Below are 15,922 nucleotides of genomic sequence, written 5' to 3'. Positions count from 1 at the left end.
CATTAACATCATGGAAAACAAGCCTACGGGGCGTGGTGGACCTGGTCGAGGCCAGGGCCGCAAGCCCTTGAAGGAAGGCCAGGAAAGCGTGATCGTGCCCCTTCGCATGACGGCCGATCAAAAGGAAAAGCTTGCCCGGTTGGGCGGGGCTCAGTGGGTGCGTGATCGCATCGACAAGGCTAAGGAGCCGGAGCCCGAGGAAGAGTAGTACCGCCGCCTGACGGTGTCAGGCAATAGTGGGCCTGCAAGGTGGTGGAACACCAAGCAGGCCCTGACCAACCCGAGCTACGAAGGAGCTTGAAATGGCTGACGCAAATACTAATGGCAATGAAGAAGGTCCCGACGTTCTTGAGCTCTATGAGCAAGTGATGAAATGCAATGCACTTATCAAAGAGGATGAGGTCGATCAAATCGCCGACTTGGTGCTTTCCAAGGAGCTCGTTATCCGGGCTTGGAGGATGGCCGCTTGGCTGGCCGCCAAAGATGGCATCTTCTATCAAGAGCTATCGACCGATGCATCGAAGGCTAGCGCTCTAGTTCCAGCCATTGGTGCAATGCAGGAAACTGCAGAGCGCCTGCGGGGAATGGCGGAAATCATGGAGAGCGTCTCAGCCCGCGTGGCCGTTGCCGGCTGCAACCACGAGCAATTTAGAGAATGGTCTCACTGACATAAAGCCCGGCGCCTCAGCGGCACTGAGGCAATAGCGACCCAAGGCGAAAGGTAGTAGCTTTGCCCCGGGTCTGACCATCACTTGATCCATAGGAGATCGAAATGACAGCTACCGTAGATGTTAGCGGCTCTGCCGCGCCTACTCGACCAGACCTTGATCAGGCACTACAAGAACGTTTGGAGCTGGCCTGTCGCGCTACGTACCAAATCGATTCGCTGATCTACATGCTCCGGAGAGAGATCTCACACGCTTGCCGTGGCCATGCAATTGAAGAAGTTGGCACCAGTGCCCTGATTCGCCTCAAGGATCTCAACAACGTTGTGCTGTCTCTTGTGGGTGTTGAGCACCCCGTCGAGATGCTTGAGCTTGAAGAAATTGTGACCGGTCGTTGGCCAGGAGAAGACGCATGAGCACCGCCGAAACCTTTGGTCAGCCCGTGGAACACGTGGGCGCCGATCACTCTTTGCGTGCCGGTGCCGATGCTCTGAAAGAAACGCTCCAAGCCATCACGGAACTGTCCAACGACACGTGCTGCCAACTTGGCGAAGACGTTGACAGCCGCGACTATGCCGCCATGGCTGATGTCATTGTAACCAGCATCCAGGCCAACTTGATCAATGGTCAGGCAAGCCATCGAGAGGGGTACTTACGCGCACTGACTGATTTTCTAAGCGTCACATGCGATGGCTGCTCAATCCCAATGCATAACGAGTGGGACCCGATTGCCACCACTGAGTTGGCGTTCACTCGGCATCGACTGAAGACGGGTGCTCAAGGGCGGCCAACATCATGAGCGCATCCAAGGGGGGAAGCGCTCCAGCAATTCGCTACCGGCCAATCTATGGCGGCATCTTCGGCAAGTCCGGCGAGTACATCATGAGCACAATGGCTTGCGTGGAGCGCGGCCTTCATTCCATTCGCTACATGGTGCTGCACCCGAAGTCTGGCGGCGTTCTGTCCGTGGCCAACGATAAGTCAGAAGCGCTGGCCCAGGCTCGCCGCGTCCTCAAGGCTGCGGCCCAACTCACGAGCGCCAATGACGACGTTTTCGCCCAAGGCGCGCTGTGGGCAGAGCATGAACTGCCAGAGCCTGTGCCAGGAGCCACCGCGAGGCCCAAGGCTGTGCCACGCAGACGGCGGGAAGTCTTCGACAAGTCTGAAGGCAAATGCTTCTATTGCGGCAAGGTGCTGAGCCTGGATGGCAAATGGCACATCGAACACCAAATGCCACGGGCATTGATGGGGCCTGATGAGCTCATCAACCTTGTGGCTGCCTGCGTGCCTTGCAACCTCGCCAAAGGCGACAGCACCGCCCTCGAATTCCTTGCCATTGGGAGATCGGCATGAGCAAAAACATGATTCCATTCGGCGTGAATAAACACACCGACAAATCGACACGCCGCACTGGTGATCCAGCCAATTTAGTGCCCCTGCGCGAGGTTATGTCTTCTATCGACATTGACACCATTGAATGTCTTGAGCGCCTGCTGAAAGAGGCCAAGGAAGGCAAGATCATTGGCCTTGCCTTTGCCGCCCTGATGAAACAGCAGCGCTATGTCTCCCACACTTGCGGCGAGGTCAATCGGCAGCGGGTGCTGACCCGAGGAATCTTGCGAGAGCTTGATGACAAGCTCGCCCGGCCGCTCCCCTAGGGCAATGCGGCACAGGGTCTGCATAATGTTTACGCCCCAGCTAGGCAAGGCCGCAAACCTTGCTGAATGACACGGCCCCCGACGTGTACTGCTGGGGCTCCTTATCCGGGGTGCGCACGGGGGTGCATGTTGGCCAAAAGACCGAATTTTAATGAGCTGTTCCAGCTAAGAGGCTATCTTGAAAGCTGCCAATCAGCAGCAACCCCGCCACCGATTCTTGAGATTTCCAAGGCTGATATGGGCAGCAATCTAGGCCTCCTCGGTCTATTCACGCCACCTAAGCCAAAGTCGCCGGGGCCGACAGCCATGACATTGCTAGGCGCGCCGCTCTATCCAGAGAAGTTAGCAGACATGCTGACTTCAATAGGGCCAGAGATCCCAGATGATGGGAAGCGCCTTGGGGAACGGCGGGAAGACCGCGTGGCGCAATTGGAAGCGTGGTTGCAGAATTTTGTTGCTTTCTCCTGGCTACAAATGCAACCTGCCATTCAAAGTGCTTTGAAATCCTTTGACGCGATAAGAAAACGAAGAAAAACCGAGAAAGCCTTTGCCGATGACATAGCCATTTTTCGTTTTTGGCAATTGGCGGCCTGTGCTGCCACCTTCATGGATTCGGATTTTCGTAGCCCACCCAATGCTGATGAAAGGGCCCAAGCTATAGCAGCGGCGAAGCGACTCAGGAACATAGCTTCGACAACCACGTTGCTGAATGAGGCTGGAATCAACTACCCCGAATCAACAAAGTTCCTGCAAGGACTTGCAGCCCTAGAAGCCATCACCAGCATTGAGCGGCGCGAACGCGTGGACTCATACACAAATGACCGCAAGTTCATCCGTCTGTTATCTGAAGAGGCCGCTCGTCTATTTGGAGATATTCCGCCAGCCCTGATCTATCAGCTCTCAGCGCTAAAGGTAAAGAATCCAGATAAGACAGCCGTCACAAAACAGATCAGCGAGTACAAAAAGGAAAAGGCCGCCACAGTGTGAGAACCGGCCCGGATTGCGGCCTCTTTGAACATGCTCATAGCGAGGCCAATTTAGGGCCAGTTCTGGCACCCAAGAAATGGGGCGGCCCAATCATATTTGCGCATCCGTTCGATGAATCTCAATCGTGCGGGTGCGGCCTAGAACGGATTCATGTCGCACTCGCAGGAGAGCTACATGTCTTTCGCAAGTATTCCTGCCGGTGCACGCTGCTTGGCCCCCGCCAAGGCCCGCGCCAAATTCGACAAAGGCAACACCTGGCTGTGGGACAAGGTCAAGAACGACCCTGAGTTTCCCAAGCCCGTTTACCTCGGCCCCAAATCGCCCGTCTTCATTGAACAGCAACTCGATGCATACATTGCAGCGAAAGCTAGTCAATCGATGGTCGCTGCTTGATTGGGGGTCAACATGCATACCCCAACAAATGCCGCCAAGGCAGGCGAAGCCATTGCCGAAAATAGCGAGACCCGAACCACCGCGCCAACGGTGTCGGGCCTCAATCAAAACAGCGAACACCTGAATCATACCGATCTAGCGCATAAACGCAAGACGGTGAAGGACTCCCGCACGGAGGTCATTGCGAAGTCCCGCAGTGCACGAATCGGCCTGAAGGTCTACGCGGCCTCGCCCGAAAAGATCGCGGCGCTGCACGCGATTCGCGACTCAATTCCGGGCACCGCAAGCGCATGTCAGCGAACTCGCTTGCTGACAGCAATCCAAACGCTTGGCAGCGTTACCGTGTTCGAGGCGCAGCGCTGCCTGGACATCGCCGACCCGCGCCCCCGAAAGCTTGAGTTAGTCCGTGAAGGCCATCCCATTCAACTGGCATGGGCTCGAACGGAAACAGAGGCTGGCGTGCTTCACCGTGTTGGCAGCTATTTCCTGGCCCGCGATGCCGCCGAGGAGGTGACGGCATGAGCTGCGCCCAAGTTTTGTCAGGCCCAAAAGCAATTGCGCTGGATACCACGCCAACGGCCCAGGGCAACCCGATCAAATGCACAGAGCCAAATGATCAACTTCAGGCCTTCGACCGGCTAAGGGATGGATTCGGCCGATTGGGGTGGCACTTGTATGCCCTGGGTGACGGCTCGGCGGTGGCCTCCTGCGCTGCTCGTGGCCTGCTCTCGCCCTGCCCCGACAACCGCGCCGCCGCGTCACTGCTGCGGATGCTGGGGGGCTGATGAGCAAACCAAAGCAGCGCAAGGACTCGGGCCGTGACGCTGGTGGCTTCATTGCGCTGCCTTGGTCTGTCATGGACTGCCAGGCCTACCAAAGCCTGTCCATGCACGCTCGCGCGCTTTTGCTTGAGGTCGCGCGGCAGTACGTCCGGGACAACAACGGGCGGTTGCTGCTGTCGCGCGCCTTCATGGCTGATCGTGGCTGGAAGTCGGCAGACATGCTGACCAAGGCCAAGCGCGAATTGCTGGACGGCGGATTCATCTTCGAAACCGTCAAAGGCCATCGGCCCCATAAGGCGTCTTGGTACGCGATCACATGGCAACTCCTCGACCGCCATCCCGGATTCGATCCTGGAGCGTTTGAGGCCTTCCGCAAGGGGGCCTATCAGCCGAGCCTGACCGTGCCATCTAAACCCAAGCCGACGCGGGACCAGCTTTATCGCAAATGGGACCAGCCCAAAAACGCAGTCCTTATCCCGCCCCACGGTACAGGAGGGCCGCAAATAGGTCCGCCCCACGGTACAGGGCCATCGCCCACTGTACCGCCCCACGGTCCTATTGCTCACCTTTTCACCCCCTCCTCTGTACCGCCACACGGACACCATCTAGAGATGCCATCTAAGGCGCTTGCAGCGTGAGCACGCAAGCAAAGGAACACAAACATGCACACCACACAAACATTCCCCTCTCTGTCCATCGAAGCCCTACCTAGCGGCCTATTCCGTCTTGAAGATGAATCCAGCATCGACGGCAGCATGGTGGTGGACCTGCACCCGGTTCAGGTTCAGACCCTAGCTGCAATGGTGGGCTTCACCATGCCGAACAAAACCACCAAGCTGTTGAACCGCCTGGCCGACCGGCTCAAGACAGTAGCCAAGCAGGCGCGCGATCTTGAAAAGATGCTGGGTGGGGCCATCGATGCAGGCGAAGGCGTCGGGCTTGAATTGACGGCAACAGAGTTCATTGCCCAGTCACTGGCCGACCTGGTGAGCGACATGGACTTGATCCAGTCCCCAGACATCGAGGTTGCACCCGGCGCCGAGAACGCTGGCGGCCAGATCTGCATCCCCATGTGAGGTGGCCTCATGACCAAGAAATCAAGCACCCTGGCGGCTGCCACCAAGAACGACCTCCCGGAGGTCATCCCTCCTGGCATGAGGAAAGTGACGGTCGTCAATTTCAGCCCGCTCGCTAACGACAGCGACCAAGCAAACGCCGCTTTCTGGTTGGACCCAGCCACTGCTGCGGCCAGTGTCATCGCCCCGTTTTCCAAGCCAGCAATGCCGGACATCAATAGCGACGCGTTGGTAACCAAGCTGCACGAATCAATGAAGCCGGACGCCTACAAGGAGCAAAGCCTGGCCATGCTCTACGGCCAGGCCATGGCACTGCAGACCATCTTTGTGGAGTTGTCCCGACGAGGCATCAAGCAGGACGCGTTGCTGCAGTACGAAGCACACATGAAGCTGGCCATGAAGGCGCAGAACCAGTGCCGCATGACGCTGGAGAGCTTGGCAGCGGTTCAAAACCCGCCCGTGGTCTATGCCAAGCAAGCGAACTTTGCCAATGGGCACCAGCAAGTCGTGAACAACGGGGCTCCAGCGCAACCCACCACGCCCACGGCAAAACCAGAAACCACGCAAAACCAACTTTTGGAGGAATCACATGGCGAACGGCTGGACCTCGGAGCGAAAGCAAAGGCAGGCGGAGCTGATCCGCTCATGGCGGCCATGGGAGAAGTCCACCGGCCCCAAGACGCCCCAAGGCAAGGCAAGCGCCTCTCAAAACGCGTTCAAGGGCAATCAGCGCCAGCTTGAACGGGAACTGCTCAAAGAACTGCGGACATCCCTTCGCAAGCAACGTCACTTCATCAACGATTTCAGTCAAGACCATGAGTAGGCATCAACACATGTCAAAGGCCATCCGCCCACCAATCGACTATGGCCACGCGGCGCGCGCCATCCTTGCCGAAACAAGGCCACTTGAAGCCGGTGATCCCATTGAAGCCGTGATGCACGCTTGCGGCTTCCCAATTGGGTTGCCGCCAACTGTGCGGCTGCACCCTCGCCTTCCTTTCACTCTTGGCACAAATGAGGTGTTGGGCCATCACCCAGCCGTGGTGTTCCCGCTGAGCAGGGGCGACGGCGAGATAGCAGCTATCGAGATCCTGTATCTGGGAGCCACCGGGCTCGCACCAGTGCTGGAGCCTTGGCAAACACACTGGTTCAGTGAGTCGATCAGTGAAGGCACGTTCTTTCAACTGAGCGACGAGACCCCAGGCGTCGTGGGCGTCACGGTGGGCATCACCGATGCAGTCGCGGTGTTGCGCATCAATGAATGTCTGACGGTGTGCGCCGTACAAGGCTGTGAGGGGCTGGAGGCGTTCGACTGGCCCGGCGACACCCTGCATATCGACGTGTATGCGACAGACCAAACCGAAGCGGCAGGCCACGCCCTAGCTGCTCGCGCGATCCATGCGGGACTGACTGCGGCGGTGCTGATGCCAGCCACGCCAGGCGCCTCATGGTTCCAAGAACTTGCGTTTGCCGGTGCCATTCCGTGCGACGACCAGAGCCAGGCAAAGGCGGATGCCGCCCGCCTGGATGACAACCACGACGACGAACGTCAATGAAAGGTGAATCAAATGGCGATCTACGATGACATTTACAACCAACCGCAGCCTGCCCCCCAAGGCGGACTTCTTTCATCTGTTCAGGGCCTGTTGTCCACTGCCGGCAAGTTCTTCGGCTCGCCAGTTGGGCAGGGCCTGCTGAGTACTGGCCTGTCTTATGCGGCCAATGCTGGCCGCAAGGGAATGGGCAAGTGGAACACCCTGGGTGCAGCCGGTTTGTCCGGACTGAATGGGTACACCGGCGCAGTGAACCAGGAGAGCGAGGACGCGCAAAGCAAGTTGCGGCAGAAACTCGGTGACGCGCAGGTTCAAAACCTGACCACCCACAACCAGTCAGCGGCGCTTGACCTGTTTCGCAAGCAGCAGCAGGTTAACTTCTGGAACAACCAAGGAGGCCAGGCACCCAGCGTGCCCGCAACTCAGCCCGCCAGCGTGAACAACGGCGGAACTAGCGCAGAGGCATCCTTGCCCCAACTTCCGGCACCCATGACACAGCCCCCAGTGCCTCCTCAAGCTCAGCCGCAGCCAATGCCCAAGGAAGCGGCGCCGCAGCCCGAGCAAGGGCTATTTGCCACCATGGGTAAATTCATTGGCTCACCGGTCGGACAAGGCCTGCTCAGCAGCGGCCTAACCTACGCCGCCAACGCGGGACGCAAAGGCGTCGGCCCATGGAACAACGCGGGCGCAGCAGGCCTGGCAGGGCTCCAAGGCTATGAGGGCGCACAACAGGCGCAGCAACAAGAAGCACTGGACGGCCAACGCGTCAAGCTCTTGGGCGCGCAGCACCAAGGCATCCAAACCCAAAACGATGCCGACAGGCTCGAACTCGACCAGAAGCAGCGCAAGGTCAACTACCTGAGCGGCCTGCCCTCCACTCCAGGCGGCGAGAACGCTGGCCCCGCCCCAGCCACGGCGCCGCAAACTCAAGCGGCCAACGCTCCCCAAGCTGGCCAGCCCCGCATCAACCCTTTGGATGCCTTGCGCCACGGCTACAGCATCGAAGAGGCCCGCGCGCTCGCCGATATGAACACCTGGGGCGCCCCCAAGGTTTCCCGATATGTCGAAGCCCCCTCAGCAAGCGGCGGCATTGAAATGGTTGGGCTGGATGAATACGGCAAGCCCATCAACACAGGTGTGAAGCCTTGGAAGGAGCCCGTTTGGCGCGACACGGGCGGGCAAGAAATCGCACTGGACCCCGTGACACTGCGGGAGGTCAAAAGTCTGCCCAAGACGATGACGCCTGGCGAAGTCGCATCAGATCGGCGTGCCGGCCAGCGGATTGCGCTTGACCGCGATCAACCCCGTGGGGTCGTTGTGCAAACCGACCAAGGCCCGATGTTGGTTGATCCACGCTCGGGGGCTGGCTCGCCTATCACTGGGCCAGATGGAAACCCCGTGTCTCGCCCGCTTGCGGCAATCCCTGGCGCGGCAAACACGGCCATGCTTGCCAACTCCCAGAACCTGGCCAAGATTAATCAGGCCATTGAACTTCTGGACGGGAAAGATGTTGGCGCGCTTAAGGGCGACAAGAGCGCAACCGGCTGGAAAGGCTACTTGCCTCAATCGGTGCTCAATCGTGCCGACCCACAGGGCACCGACGCCAGAGCGATGATTTCCGACATTGGCTCCTTGGTGTTGCACGACCGCAGCGGCGCAGCCGTGACGGCTTCGGAAAGCCCGCGCCTGTTGCCATTCATCCCTTTGGCAACGGACGATGCGGCGACGGCCAAGAAGAAGCTCACGCGGTTCAAGCAACTGTACGAACAAGAGCAGCAAGCCATGCAGGACATGTACAGCCGGGACCAGGGCTACCGGTCCAACCCAGCGCCACAGAAAGCCAATCGCCCGCCATTGGAACAGTTCAATGGAACCAAGGGGCAGCGCCCGTCCCTGTCGAACTTTGAAAGGAAGTGATCATGGATTTTGATATTGAAGGCGCCAAACGCGCCGGTTATTCCGACCAGGAAATTGTCGAACACCTGTCCAAGCAATCCGGCTTTGACGTTGCCGGGGCTCGCAAGGCCGGGTACAACGACGCCGAGATTGTTGGGCACATGCAAGGCAATTCCAAGCAATCGCAGCCACAGGAGGAAGGCCGCAGCCTGGCGCGATCCGGCGCTGAAGGCCTGTGGCGCAGCGCGGCCGGCATTGGCGACACCTTGCTGTCTCCCGTCAAGGCAGGCGCCAAGCTTGTCGGCGCCGATGGCGTGGCTGAATACCTGGACCGTATCCCCGAGGCCATGAGATGGATGGATCAGGAGAACGCCAGCAATCCGATCTCTTATGGCGCCGGGCGCCTTGTGGGTGACATCGTCATGACCGCGCCCATTGGCGGCGTGGCCGGTGCTGGCCTCAAGGCAGTCGGCACGCGCGCTGGCCTGCCGATGCTGGAAAAGCTGGGCACCTCCGTTGCGACGGGTGGGCTTCGCACTGGAGCACCCGCCGCCACAACGCTGGCAGGCAAGGCGGGCAATATGGCAATCCGCGCGGGTGGTGGCGCTGTCAACGGCGGGCTGTCAGCTGGCGCCATCGACCCCGAATCGGCCGGGACTGGCGCAATGATCGGTGGCGCGCTCCCTCTCGCCGCTAAGGGCGTCAGCACGCTCGCCCGATCAACAGCCAGCGGTGTTCGGAAGGTCTCGGATGCCATTGCGCCACTGAACCCTAAGAACGACCAACGCATACTTGGCAAATTCATGAGCCAGCAAGTTGGCCCCGAGCTAGACGGCGCAGTAGATGCGCTGCGCAAGTACAAGCAGACCGGCCCAGCCGTTGCGGGCTATCAGCCGACCACGGCCGAGGTGGCCAGGGTGCCAAGCCTTGCAGCGATGCAGCGCACAGCTACAGCGGTCGATCCCCTTGCGATGAATGGCTACAGCAACACGGCCGCACGCAATCAGGACTTGCTGGTGAGCGAGTTGGAAGACTTGGCGGGCCGAGATGGTCAACGCATGTTCACCGAGGCGTCACGGGACACCACGGCCAACAAGCTCTATCAGCAGGCGTACAGCAACCCAATCGATCCGGCATTGATCACCAAGCCCGTGCAAAAGCAGATTGACAGCCTCGTGCAGAAGCCTGCCATGCAGGAGGCTATCAACCGGGCCAGAACGCTTGCAAAGAATGAAGGCCTTGACATCAGTGGGCAAGCTGGCTCGCTGCGCGGCTTGCACTACGCCAAGACAGAACTTGACGCAATGATTCGGGACGCTGCAACTCCGAACCAGAAGCGGATTCTTTCTGGCCTGCAAGGCGATCTTCTGAAGGTGCTGGACAAGCTGAGCCCCGACTACGCTGCAGCCAGGGCCGAGTACGCAGCCATGAGCAAGCCCGTCAATCAATTCGATGTGCTTGAGCAAGTCGCGCAAAAGGCGATCAGTCCAAAGCGCACCCTCACGCTGAACGCCTACAACCGCGCCAGCGGCGACAAGACGGCACAGGCGGCGATACGCAATCCCAAGGCGACCATGGCGGACGTGCTGGAGCCAGGGCAGTACCAACGGCTAGGGTCAGTGCGCAGCGCGCTAGAGGGGCTGGACTTCACCCAGAACGCTGGCCGTGGCGTTGGCTCCGATACTGTTCAGAAGTTGGCCACCGCCAACAGGATGCCAGGCGCCCCCGTGGGTGGATTGCTTGGCAAGATCCCCGGCACCACCATGATCGGGGGCTTGCTGAGCAAAGGTGCTGATGCCCTCTACAGCTCAGCCAACCAACGATTGCAAGAGCGCCTTACCCAAGGTCTGCTCGATCCGTCTGAGGGGCTGGCGCTGCTTGAGGCTGCCTACCCCCAACTGTCCAAGCCGGGCATGGCCGCTGAATTCCTGGCTCGGATTCAGCAGCAAGGCGAACGCGCTTTGCCTTTGGCCTTCAGAAGTGCACCGGGGGTACTTGCGCAGTAAAGCCATCGGCAAGGCATCACGCCTTGTCTGAGGGGATCTGCCTTTGAGGCGCCACCTCTTCGACGTAGCCCATTTCCTTGGCGGGCTTCTGTTGGGGGGTTGGCGCTTCTTCTCGCGGGAAGACGCTTTTCCCGGTCCAGCCTTCATAGGCGCCAACCACTGCGGCAATGACCACCACCACAAGCAGCTTGAACAGCAGGTAGTCTGTAAAGAGGTCTTCCACGGCCTACTCCTTGCGGAGATCAAAGACCTGATCTTACCCAGGCAGCAAGGGCCGAAAGTGGGTCAATTGAACTGCTACATCGACTGAGGTCAAGAAGCTGGAGGCCGAAGCGATCGCGAAGGCTGATCAGTCGATCAGTTCGTAGTATGTCTGCCTACAGCGCCCCCCGAGCAGGGGACTGGACGAGCGACTATCTAACTACGTGGCTGGGTATGATCTGCATTGATGCCGCTTACACACCAGGGAGAAGCCAAACATGCGTTTTCAGCGCGAATTCTTTGCCATCGCGTTCAGCCTGGCCCTTGCCAGCCCCGCTTGGTCCGACATCGGCTACACCGTGCAAATTGTCGGTGGCAGCGGGCTTGCAATCAATGCAGGGGGCTTGAATAACCTAGGTCAAGCCGTCGGCGAAGTGAGCCGCCAGAGCACGGGGGACTTCATCGCGGTGAAGTTTGGCCCATCGGGTCGCGATTACATCGGCCCGAACAACGACTGGATCAACAGCTTCGCCGGCGACATCAACGATCAGGGCGAGATCGTAGGCTCGCAAGGCGCCTATCTGTGGACCCAGCAGGCCTACGTGTGGCGCAACGGCCAGACGCAGGCATTGCCGGTCGTGATCTCTTCCAGCGAGCCTGTGCGCAACGTGCAGAGCGTCGCCAACGCCATCAACAATGCGGGTGATATCGCCGGCTGGTATTCCACTGATGGCGGCAAGACGAACAACGCGGTGGTCTGGCACCACGATGGCTCGTTTGCCGACATCTCAGCGCTGACCAATGGCGCCCACGGCACGGCCGCCTATGACATCAACGAACGCGGAGATGTCGTTGGTGACACAACGGTTGACCAGCAGAGCTTCGTGCTATCCGGCACCCAAGTGACGCTGCTGTCGGGCCGCGCAATGGCCTTGAACAACCTTGGCTCGGCCATCGGATATTCGCGAGTCGGCTGGGACGCTAGAGCCACCGTGTGGGACCAGCAGGGGCAGGCCACTTTGCTGGACCAGCGTGAAACCGGCAATAGCAGCATTGCCCTTGGGATCAACGACGCCGGCCTGGCTGTGGGCATTGCCGATGGCTACCAGCCAGAAACCGGCAGAGCCATGCTTTGGCGCGACGGCGAGGCGATTGACCTCAACAGCCTCATTGACCCAAGTCTGAGGCTGCAACTAGGTAGCGCAGTGGCGATCAATGAGCAGGGGCAGATCTTGGCGCAAACCAGGTATCGGCAGGTGGTGGTGCTGACGCCTGTGCCCGAGCTATCGTCGGTTTGGATGATGGGCATTGGTGGACTGGCGCTGGCAGGGTTGGCCTGGCGGCGCCGGCAGAGCTGATTTGCTCCAGGCTCAGGACGCTGCGCTCAAGGCCCTCCGCCAATGCCTTCAACACTGCGACCACCTAGGTTCAAATCCTGACCCCGCAAGCCATCCCAGAGACTTTTGATGCGCCTGCCCCTCTGGGGACCTGCTTCAGGCTGGCCTGCCATTGACGCGCCCAAACCCGCAAGCCACTTGGCAAAGGTACTCCCGCCCTGTGGAGAGCCGTCTCTGGTTTGCATATCCTGTACTCGCAACCAAAGTAGTTTTGCCAAGCGAATGATGCCCGGCATAAACACGGGGTTGACGTTTGGTAACAGATCCCCGAGGCTAGCGCCCTCGGCATCCGCTGCCGAAGCCTACGGTGGGAGCCGAGCGGGGAGAAGTACATGAAGAAGCTATTCGCGGCATTGACCGTGCTGTTTGCAGTTGGATCAGCAATGGCACATGGCGGTGGCCTGGACAAAGACGGCTGTCATCACAACCGCAAGACCGGCGACTACCACTGCCACCGCTGAACTCGGCGTAAACAATTTCAGGGATGAGACATGGAACCGGCTTCAATGATCCTTGCCTTCATGCTGCAAAACCCACAGGCAGCTGCAGCAGCAATTGACAGCTACAACGCACCAGGACATGTAGAGGCATCACAGCTCCAAGCAAGTCTTGCGGACTTTGCGATTGAGGCGCTGAACTGCTATCACCACACCGCTCGTTTCCGAGGTGTTCAAGTTCTTGGGGCCCCTTGGCGCGAGCAGGCCAAGTTCGGCGCCGAGGGCTCCGTGGTGCTGCGAATCGATCTCGCTGGGATGACTGGCACTAACTACCAAATGATCGTCGCCGCTATGGCGAAGGGCAGCAGCTATAGAACCTTCGTCCTGAATGAGAACACCATGGTTCCGTACAACAAGAAGTGTCCTCTTGAGCGGTGGACTGCAGCCCAGTAGCCGGCCAAAAGGCGAGTCCTCGAAGGAAGATCCTCCATCAGAATGGGACCGAGCAATGCCACGTGACAACTGTCTTTCATGTCACTTCCTAAGCAAAGAGTACCGTGGTCCAGGCGACCACCCAGTTTCATTTGTCTTGTCTGAATCGGATCGTCTAGCCATCAAAGATGAGCCCTCCCGATCGTTTGCTCACTACACGATTTGCTGCCATATGGGCGTCTGGGATGAAGCGGTATCTGGCGCCGCCATCGATAGGCAAAAGGTCATTCTTCAAACGGAGCGTCGGCGTCAATGTTTTCACTTCCCCAATCATTCGGGCATGTTGTACCAGGCAGCAAAAGAGCTTCAGAGGCGGCAATCTGAGAACGAGCAACTAAAGCGCTCGAATCTTTATACGCGGGTTGGCTTGTGGGTTGCCGCAGGTGCCTTGGTGCTCAACGTGGTTGTTGAGTTCTTGAAGTTGCCCATGCTGAGCAACGTGGTCAAGCGCATCATTCAATGATGGTGGGCCAGTTTGATATCTTCATTTAACACCATGGAACTCTTCGAAGCGCTTAAGTCCGGGCCTGCCCTCTACGTGACCATTGCGGGCGCTCTTGCCGCATTGTTCAAGACTATCAAAGGAATTTTTGAGTTCCACGATGGGCACTTGCAAAGACGTAGCCTCAAGAAGCTAGCCTTCCTTGCAGACGAAGCCAAAGGGAACGAGGCTCTGCAAGGCTTGATAGCTGGCGCACGCGAGGAAGAAGTCTTTCGAGCCATCATTGGTCGAACCGCTTCTCCTGAGTTCATTAAAGTCGTCAGTCAGCTTTGGAGCACAGATAAATTCTCTCTGACTGAGCTGAGAGCCGCGCATATCTATTTGAAGGTCCAGGATGGTCGCATCTGGATTCACCTCGGCGTGGGGGCGGCTGTTGTGTTCTGGGGCAGTTTTTTCATCGTAGTGCTCATGGGGATATACGTTTCAACGGTGCTGGTTCCATTGCTCTATGTTCTTTCGCTTGCCACTTACGCATCAGCCCTATTGCTGTTCTGCGTCTACCTGTTCTTCGCCTGGTTTGTGGGCCGCGATGCCAGGGACGTGCTTGTTGCGCGACGCGTCAAAGCAAAGATTGAAGCACTGCCTGCACCGGCGCAAACGCCTAACGAAGACCCGGTCCCTGCGGCCTAGTTCCAATGCCAAAACTCATCCCCGCTACAGCCGGCCTAGCTTTACTACTGAGCCTCGCCGGCTTAGTTCATGCCGAAGAGAAGTCCGTCCCACTATCGGTTGCTCGCGCAGAGCTATTAGCAAAAGGATGGAAGCCAGTCGAGACATTCGGCGTTGACGCTGATGGTCGCCGCTGGAATCAGCAAGGCAATGCTGGCGAGATTTACCGCGCCGGCATCATTGAAGTTGAGGAATGTTCCGGCACTGGTCAGAACTTCTGCTCATTCAACTACGGCCGCAAGGGCAAGTGCCTGTTGCTGCAATCAAGGGGCGAGTTCAAAACTGGAGAGTACGAGCCACTGGTTTTCCGCCGATCAAGCACCTGCCCAACATCAGATTTAGACCAAGCCGCTCACCAGAAGTAGAAGATATGGGCGTTCAGCTTTCAGAAATTGAAGGACAACCTATAAGCACCCTTGTGGGCGCTTATATGGAGTGCAAGTCCTGCCGCATCATCGATCGGGACACCGACCGGATGACCCATGGGCACGTCTGCTCGACTTGCAAAGTTTCAGGAGATGGCTGCCGACTGTTCTATCCATGGAGCGTTACCACCTTGCTCGACATGATGCAGTCGTCATTTCACGCGGAGTTGCCTCCTAACAGTTGGCAAGATCACCAGCAGCGCGAAGTCTCGGTTGTTCTCTTCTTCTGCACTCTTCGCGAAGTCTTGCTCAACTATTTCATTGAGCGTGTTGCGCGTGCTCAACGGCATCCGGCTCCTGACATTGACCGGATGCTTAAGGACAACGCAACCTACATGCAACGGTTAACCAAGCTACTGCCGATGCTTACAGGGAAGAAGTGGGCAGAGATGTTGGCAGACGAATCTGCCGAGGCAAGCCTGGACTACTTGGCACTAGATCGACATGTCCACCTTGCGGCCAAACGCCGCAATGCGTTCATGCACGAAGGTTCTCAAGGCCTGATTGACCGACCGCTTGCTGAAGCCTGCATCAATCAGAGTCATGCGCTGATGGAACTCTATGCGGCCCTCCACAATAGACACGCGCATCCGCTCCTGTGGGCTCAAGACAAAACCCTAAGGCGAACCACGCTAGCAAAGGATCGACCGGTGGACTGAACCGCCCCGGGTTTTGTGGAGGCCGGTTGGTTTAAGTCAGGCAATGGTCTTGACCTGATTGGCGAGTTGCCGGTAGTAGTTTGCCTCAGCCTCGGCTGGTGGGATGTAGCCGATGGGCTCAAGC

24 protein-coding genes are annotated in these 15,922 nt (G+C 58.5%); 23 read left to right on the top strand and 1 reads right to left on the bottom strand.

Annotated features, from left to right (window positions below):
* Positions 1-10: 10 nt before the first annotated feature.
* From LQ232_RS17335 to LQ232_RS17265, 16 genes are all read left to right on the top strand, one after another.
* Entirely contained in the window at positions 11-208 is a 198-nt protein-coding gene (locus tag LQ232_RS17335; RefSeq protein WP_230181652.1) for a hypothetical protein, read from the top strand.
* A 94-nt stretch (positions 209-302) separates the two neighbouring features.
* Complete coding sequence (locus LQ232_RS17330; RefSeq protein ID WP_230181651.1) at positions 303-668, top strand: hypothetical protein; 366 nt, start codon at positions 303-305, stop codon at positions 666-668.
* Between the two features lie 104 nt (positions 669-772).
* Positions 773-1,081 (top strand): hypothetical protein, encoded by a 309-nt coding sequence (locus tag LQ232_RS17325; RefSeq protein ID WP_230181650.1) that lies wholly within the window; start codon positions 773-775, stop codon positions 1,079-1,081.
* A complete protein-coding gene (locus LQ232_RS17320) occupies positions 1,078-1,464 on the top strand; it encodes a hypothetical protein (RefSeq protein WP_230181649.1) in 387 nt (128 codons plus the stop codon). Before LQ232_RS17325 ends, LQ232_RS17320 begins: the two co-directional genes overlap by 4 nt.
* Entirely contained in the window at positions 1,461-2,018 is a 558-nt protein-coding gene (locus LQ232_RS17315) for an HNH endonuclease (protein ID WP_230181648.1), read from the top strand. Before LQ232_RS17320 ends, LQ232_RS17315 begins: the two co-directional genes overlap by 4 nt.
* Positions 2,015-2,323 carry a hypothetical protein gene (locus LQ232_RS17310; protein WP_230181647.1) on the top strand — a complete coding sequence of 103 codons (309 nt, stop codon included), beginning with the start codon at positions 2,015-2,017 and terminating at the stop codon, positions 2,321-2,323. The genes LQ232_RS17315 and LQ232_RS17310 overlap by 4 nt, the downstream gene beginning before the upstream one ends.
* A 126-nt stretch (positions 2,324-2,449) precedes the next feature.
* Positions 2,450-3,310, top strand: a complete 861-nt coding sequence (locus LQ232_RS17305; RefSeq protein WP_230181646.1) for a hypothetical protein — start codon at positions 2,450-2,452, stop codon at positions 3,308-3,310.
* 174 nt (positions 3,311-3,484) lie between these two features.
* The gene (locus tag LQ232_RS17300; protein WP_230181645.1) at positions 3,485-3,703 is read left to right on the top strand and encodes an AlpA family transcriptional regulator; all 219 of its coding nucleotides are present in this window, start codon (positions 3,485-3,487) and stop codon (positions 3,701-3,703) included.
* A gap of 12 nt (positions 3,704-3,715) precedes the next feature.
* Positions 3,716-4,225 carry a helix-turn-helix domain-containing protein gene (locus tag LQ232_RS17295; RefSeq protein WP_230181644.1) on the top strand — a complete coding sequence of 170 codons (510 nt, stop codon included), beginning with the start codon at positions 3,716-3,718 and terminating at the stop codon, positions 4,223-4,225.
* A gap of 137 nt (positions 4,226-4,362) precedes the next feature.
* Positions 4,363-4,488: a hypothetical protein gene (locus tag LQ232_RS23545; RefSeq protein ID WP_256450079.1), complete on the top strand. Its 126-nt coding sequence runs from the start codon at positions 4,363-4,365 to the stop codon at positions 4,486-4,488.
* On the top strand, positions 4,488-5,123 hold the full coding sequence (locus LQ232_RS17290; protein ID WP_230181643.1) for a hypothetical protein: 636 nt from the start codon (positions 4,488-4,490) through the stop codon (positions 5,121-5,123). Before LQ232_RS23545 ends, LQ232_RS17290 begins: the two co-directional genes overlap by 1 nt.
* Before the next feature lie 24 nt (positions 5,124-5,147).
* On the top strand, positions 5,148-5,561 hold the full coding sequence (locus LQ232_RS17285) for a hypothetical protein (RefSeq protein WP_230181642.1): 414 nt from the start codon (positions 5,148-5,150) through the stop codon (positions 5,559-5,561).
* Positions 5,562-5,570: 9 nt separating this feature from the next.
* Complete coding sequence (locus tag LQ232_RS17280) at positions 5,571-6,302, top strand: hypothetical protein (protein ID WP_230181641.1); 732 nt, start codon at positions 5,571-5,573, stop codon at positions 6,300-6,302.
* A 92-nt stretch (positions 6,303-6,394) separates the two neighbouring features.
* Positions 6,395-7,117, top strand: coding sequence for a hypothetical protein (locus LQ232_RS17275; RefSeq protein WP_230181640.1), 723 nt, complete (start codon positions 6,395-6,397; stop codon positions 7,115-7,117).
* Between the two features lie 12 nt (positions 7,118-7,129).
* Positions 7,130-9,031 carry a hypothetical protein gene (locus LQ232_RS17270; protein ID WP_230181639.1) on the top strand — a complete coding sequence of 634 codons (1,902 nt, stop codon included), beginning with the start codon at positions 7,130-7,132 and terminating at the stop codon, positions 9,029-9,031.
* A gap of 2 nt (positions 9,032-9,033) precedes the next feature.
* Positions 9,034-11,016, top strand: a complete 1,983-nt coding sequence (locus tag LQ232_RS17265) for a hypothetical protein (protein WP_230181638.1) — start codon at positions 9,034-9,036, stop codon at positions 11,014-11,016.
* Positions 11,017-11,032: 16 nt separating this feature from the next.
* On the opposite strand, the gene LQ232_RS17260 is transcribed toward LQ232_RS17265, so the two are convergent.
* Positions 11,033-11,239, bottom strand: coding sequence for a hypothetical protein (locus LQ232_RS17260; protein WP_230181637.1), 207 nt, complete (start codon positions 11,237-11,239; stop codon positions 11,033-11,035).
* 256 nt (positions 11,240-11,495) lie between these two features.
* Here LQ232_RS17260 and LQ232_RS17255 point away from each other — a divergent pair, with 256 nt between their 5' ends.
* The 7 genes from LQ232_RS17255 (at position 11,496) to LQ232_RS17225 (ending at position 15,798) form a co-directional block, all read left to right on the top strand.
* Positions 11,496-12,575: a hypothetical protein gene (locus tag LQ232_RS17255; RefSeq protein WP_230181636.1), complete on the top strand. Its 1,080-nt coding sequence runs from the start codon at positions 11,496-11,498 to the stop codon at positions 12,573-12,575.
* 371 nt (positions 12,576-12,946) lie between these two features.
* Positions 12,947-13,075 carry a YHYH domain-containing protein gene (locus LQ232_RS17250; RefSeq protein WP_230181635.1) on the top strand — a complete coding sequence of 43 codons (129 nt, stop codon included), beginning with the start codon at positions 12,947-12,949 and terminating at the stop codon, positions 13,073-13,075.
* A 30-nt stretch (positions 13,076-13,105) separates the two neighbouring features.
* A complete protein-coding gene (locus LQ232_RS17245; protein WP_230181634.1) occupies positions 13,106-13,504 on the top strand; it encodes a hypothetical protein in 399 nt (132 codons plus the stop codon).
* Positions 13,505-13,559: 55 nt separating this feature from the next.
* Positions 13,560-14,006, top strand: a complete 447-nt coding sequence (locus tag LQ232_RS17240) for a hypothetical protein (RefSeq protein WP_230181633.1) — start codon at positions 13,560-13,562, stop codon at positions 14,004-14,006.
* 33 nt (positions 14,007-14,039) lie between these two features.
* The gene (locus LQ232_RS17235; RefSeq protein ID WP_230181632.1) at positions 14,040-14,675 is read left to right on the top strand and encodes a hypothetical protein; all 636 of its coding nucleotides are present in this window, start codon (positions 14,040-14,042) and stop codon (positions 14,673-14,675) included.
* Positions 14,676-14,680: 5 nt separating this feature from the next.
* Positions 14,681-15,079, top strand: coding sequence for a hypothetical protein (locus LQ232_RS17230; protein ID WP_230181631.1), 399 nt, complete (start codon positions 14,681-14,683; stop codon positions 15,077-15,079).
* A 5-nt stretch (positions 15,080-15,084) separates the two neighbouring features.
* Complete coding sequence (locus LQ232_RS17225; RefSeq protein ID WP_230181630.1) at positions 15,085-15,798, top strand: hypothetical protein; 714 nt, start codon at positions 15,085-15,087, stop codon at positions 15,796-15,798.
* The last annotated feature ends 124 nt before the right edge of the window (positions 15,799-15,922 follow it).

The organism is Aquabacterium sp. CECT 9606, assembly GCF_918741295.1.
Taxonomy (GTDB): Bacteria; Pseudomonadota; Gammaproteobacteria; order Burkholderiales; family Burkholderiaceae_C; genus Aquabacterium.
Note: the sequence above shows the minus strand (reverse complement) of the source record. Positions and strands in the feature narration are given on the sequence as shown.

What these genes read in the sequence shown, in the direction of transcription:
- LQ232_RS17245 (WP_230181634.1), top strand. Translation starts at nt 13,106, where the DNA reads ATGGAACCGGCTTCAATGATCCTTGCCTTCATGCTGCAAAACCCACAG.
- LQ232_RS17305 (WP_230181646.1), top strand. Translation starts at nt 2,450, where the DNA reads ATGTTGGCCAAAAGACCGAATTTTAATGAGCTGTTCCAGCTAAGAGGC.
- LQ232_RS17320 (WP_230181649.1), top strand. Translation starts at nt 1,078, where the DNA reads ATGAGCACCGCCGAAACCTTTGGTCAGCCCGTGGAACACGTGGGCGCC.
- LQ232_RS17315 (WP_230181648.1), top strand. Translation starts at nt 1,461, where the DNA reads ATGAGCGCATCCAAGGGGGGAAGCGCTCCAGCAATTCGCTACCGGCCA.
- LQ232_RS17280 (WP_230181641.1), top strand. Translation starts at nt 5,571, where the DNA reads ATGACCAAGAAATCAAGCACCCTGGCGGCTGCCACCAAGAACGACCTC.
- LQ232_RS17225 (WP_230181630.1), top strand. Translation starts at nt 15,085, where the DNA reads ATGGGCGTTCAGCTTTCAGAAATTGAAGGACAACCTATAAGCACCCTT.
- LQ232_RS17335 (WP_230181652.1), top strand. Translation starts at nt 11, where the DNA reads ATGGAAAACAAGCCTACGGGGCGTGGTGGACCTGGTCGAGGCCAGGGC.
- LQ232_RS17325 (WP_230181650.1), top strand. Translation starts at nt 773, where the DNA reads ATGACAGCTACCGTAGATGTTAGCGGCTCTGCCGCGCCTACTCGACCA.
- LQ232_RS17250 (WP_230181635.1), top strand. Translation starts at nt 12,947, where the DNA reads ATGAAGAAGCTATTCGCGGCATTGACCGTGCTGTTTGCAGTTGGATCA.
- LQ232_RS17265 (WP_230181638.1), top strand. Translation starts at nt 9,034, where the DNA reads ATGGATTTTGATATTGAAGGCGCCAAACGCGCCGGTTATTCCGACCAG.
- LQ232_RS17300 (WP_230181645.1), top strand. Translation starts at nt 3,485, where the DNA reads ATGTCTTTCGCAAGTATTCCTGCCGGTGCACGCTGCTTGGCCCCCGCC.
- LQ232_RS17235 (WP_230181632.1), top strand. Translation starts at nt 14,040, where the DNA reads ATGGAACTCTTCGAAGCGCTTAAGTCCGGGCCTGCCCTCTACGTGACC.
- LQ232_RS17270 (WP_230181639.1), top strand. Translation starts at nt 7,130, where the DNA reads ATGGCGATCTACGATGACATTTACAACCAACCGCAGCCTGCCCCCCAA.
- LQ232_RS17255 (WP_230181636.1), top strand. Translation starts at nt 11,496, where the DNA reads ATGCGTTTTCAGCGCGAATTCTTTGCCATCGCGTTCAGCCTGGCCCTT.
- LQ232_RS17295 (WP_230181644.1), top strand. Translation starts at nt 3,716, where the DNA reads ATGCATACCCCAACAAATGCCGCCAAGGCAGGCGAAGCCATTGCCGAA.
- LQ232_RS17285 (WP_230181642.1), top strand. Translation starts at nt 5,148, where the DNA reads ATGCACACCACACAAACATTCCCCTCTCTGTCCATCGAAGCCCTACCT.
- LQ232_RS17275 (WP_230181640.1), top strand. Translation starts at nt 6,395, where the DNA reads ATGTCAAAGGCCATCCGCCCACCAATCGACTATGGCCACGCGGCGCGC.
- LQ232_RS17230 (WP_230181631.1), top strand. Translation starts at nt 14,681, where the DNA reads ATGCCAAAACTCATCCCCGCTACAGCCGGCCTAGCTTTACTACTGAGC.
- LQ232_RS17330 (WP_230181651.1), top strand. Translation starts at nt 303, where the DNA reads ATGGCTGACGCAAATACTAATGGCAATGAAGAAGGTCCCGACGTTCTT.
- LQ232_RS17240 (WP_230181633.1), top strand. Translation starts at nt 13,560, where the DNA reads ATGCCACGTGACAACTGTCTTTCATGTCACTTCCTAAGCAAAGAGTAC.
- LQ232_RS17310 (WP_230181647.1), top strand. Translation starts at nt 2,015, where the DNA reads ATGAGCAAAAACATGATTCCATTCGGCGTGAATAAACACACCGACAAA.
- LQ232_RS17290 (WP_230181643.1), top strand. Translation starts at nt 4,488, where the DNA reads ATGAGCAAACCAAAGCAGCGCAAGGACTCGGGCCGTGACGCTGGTGGC.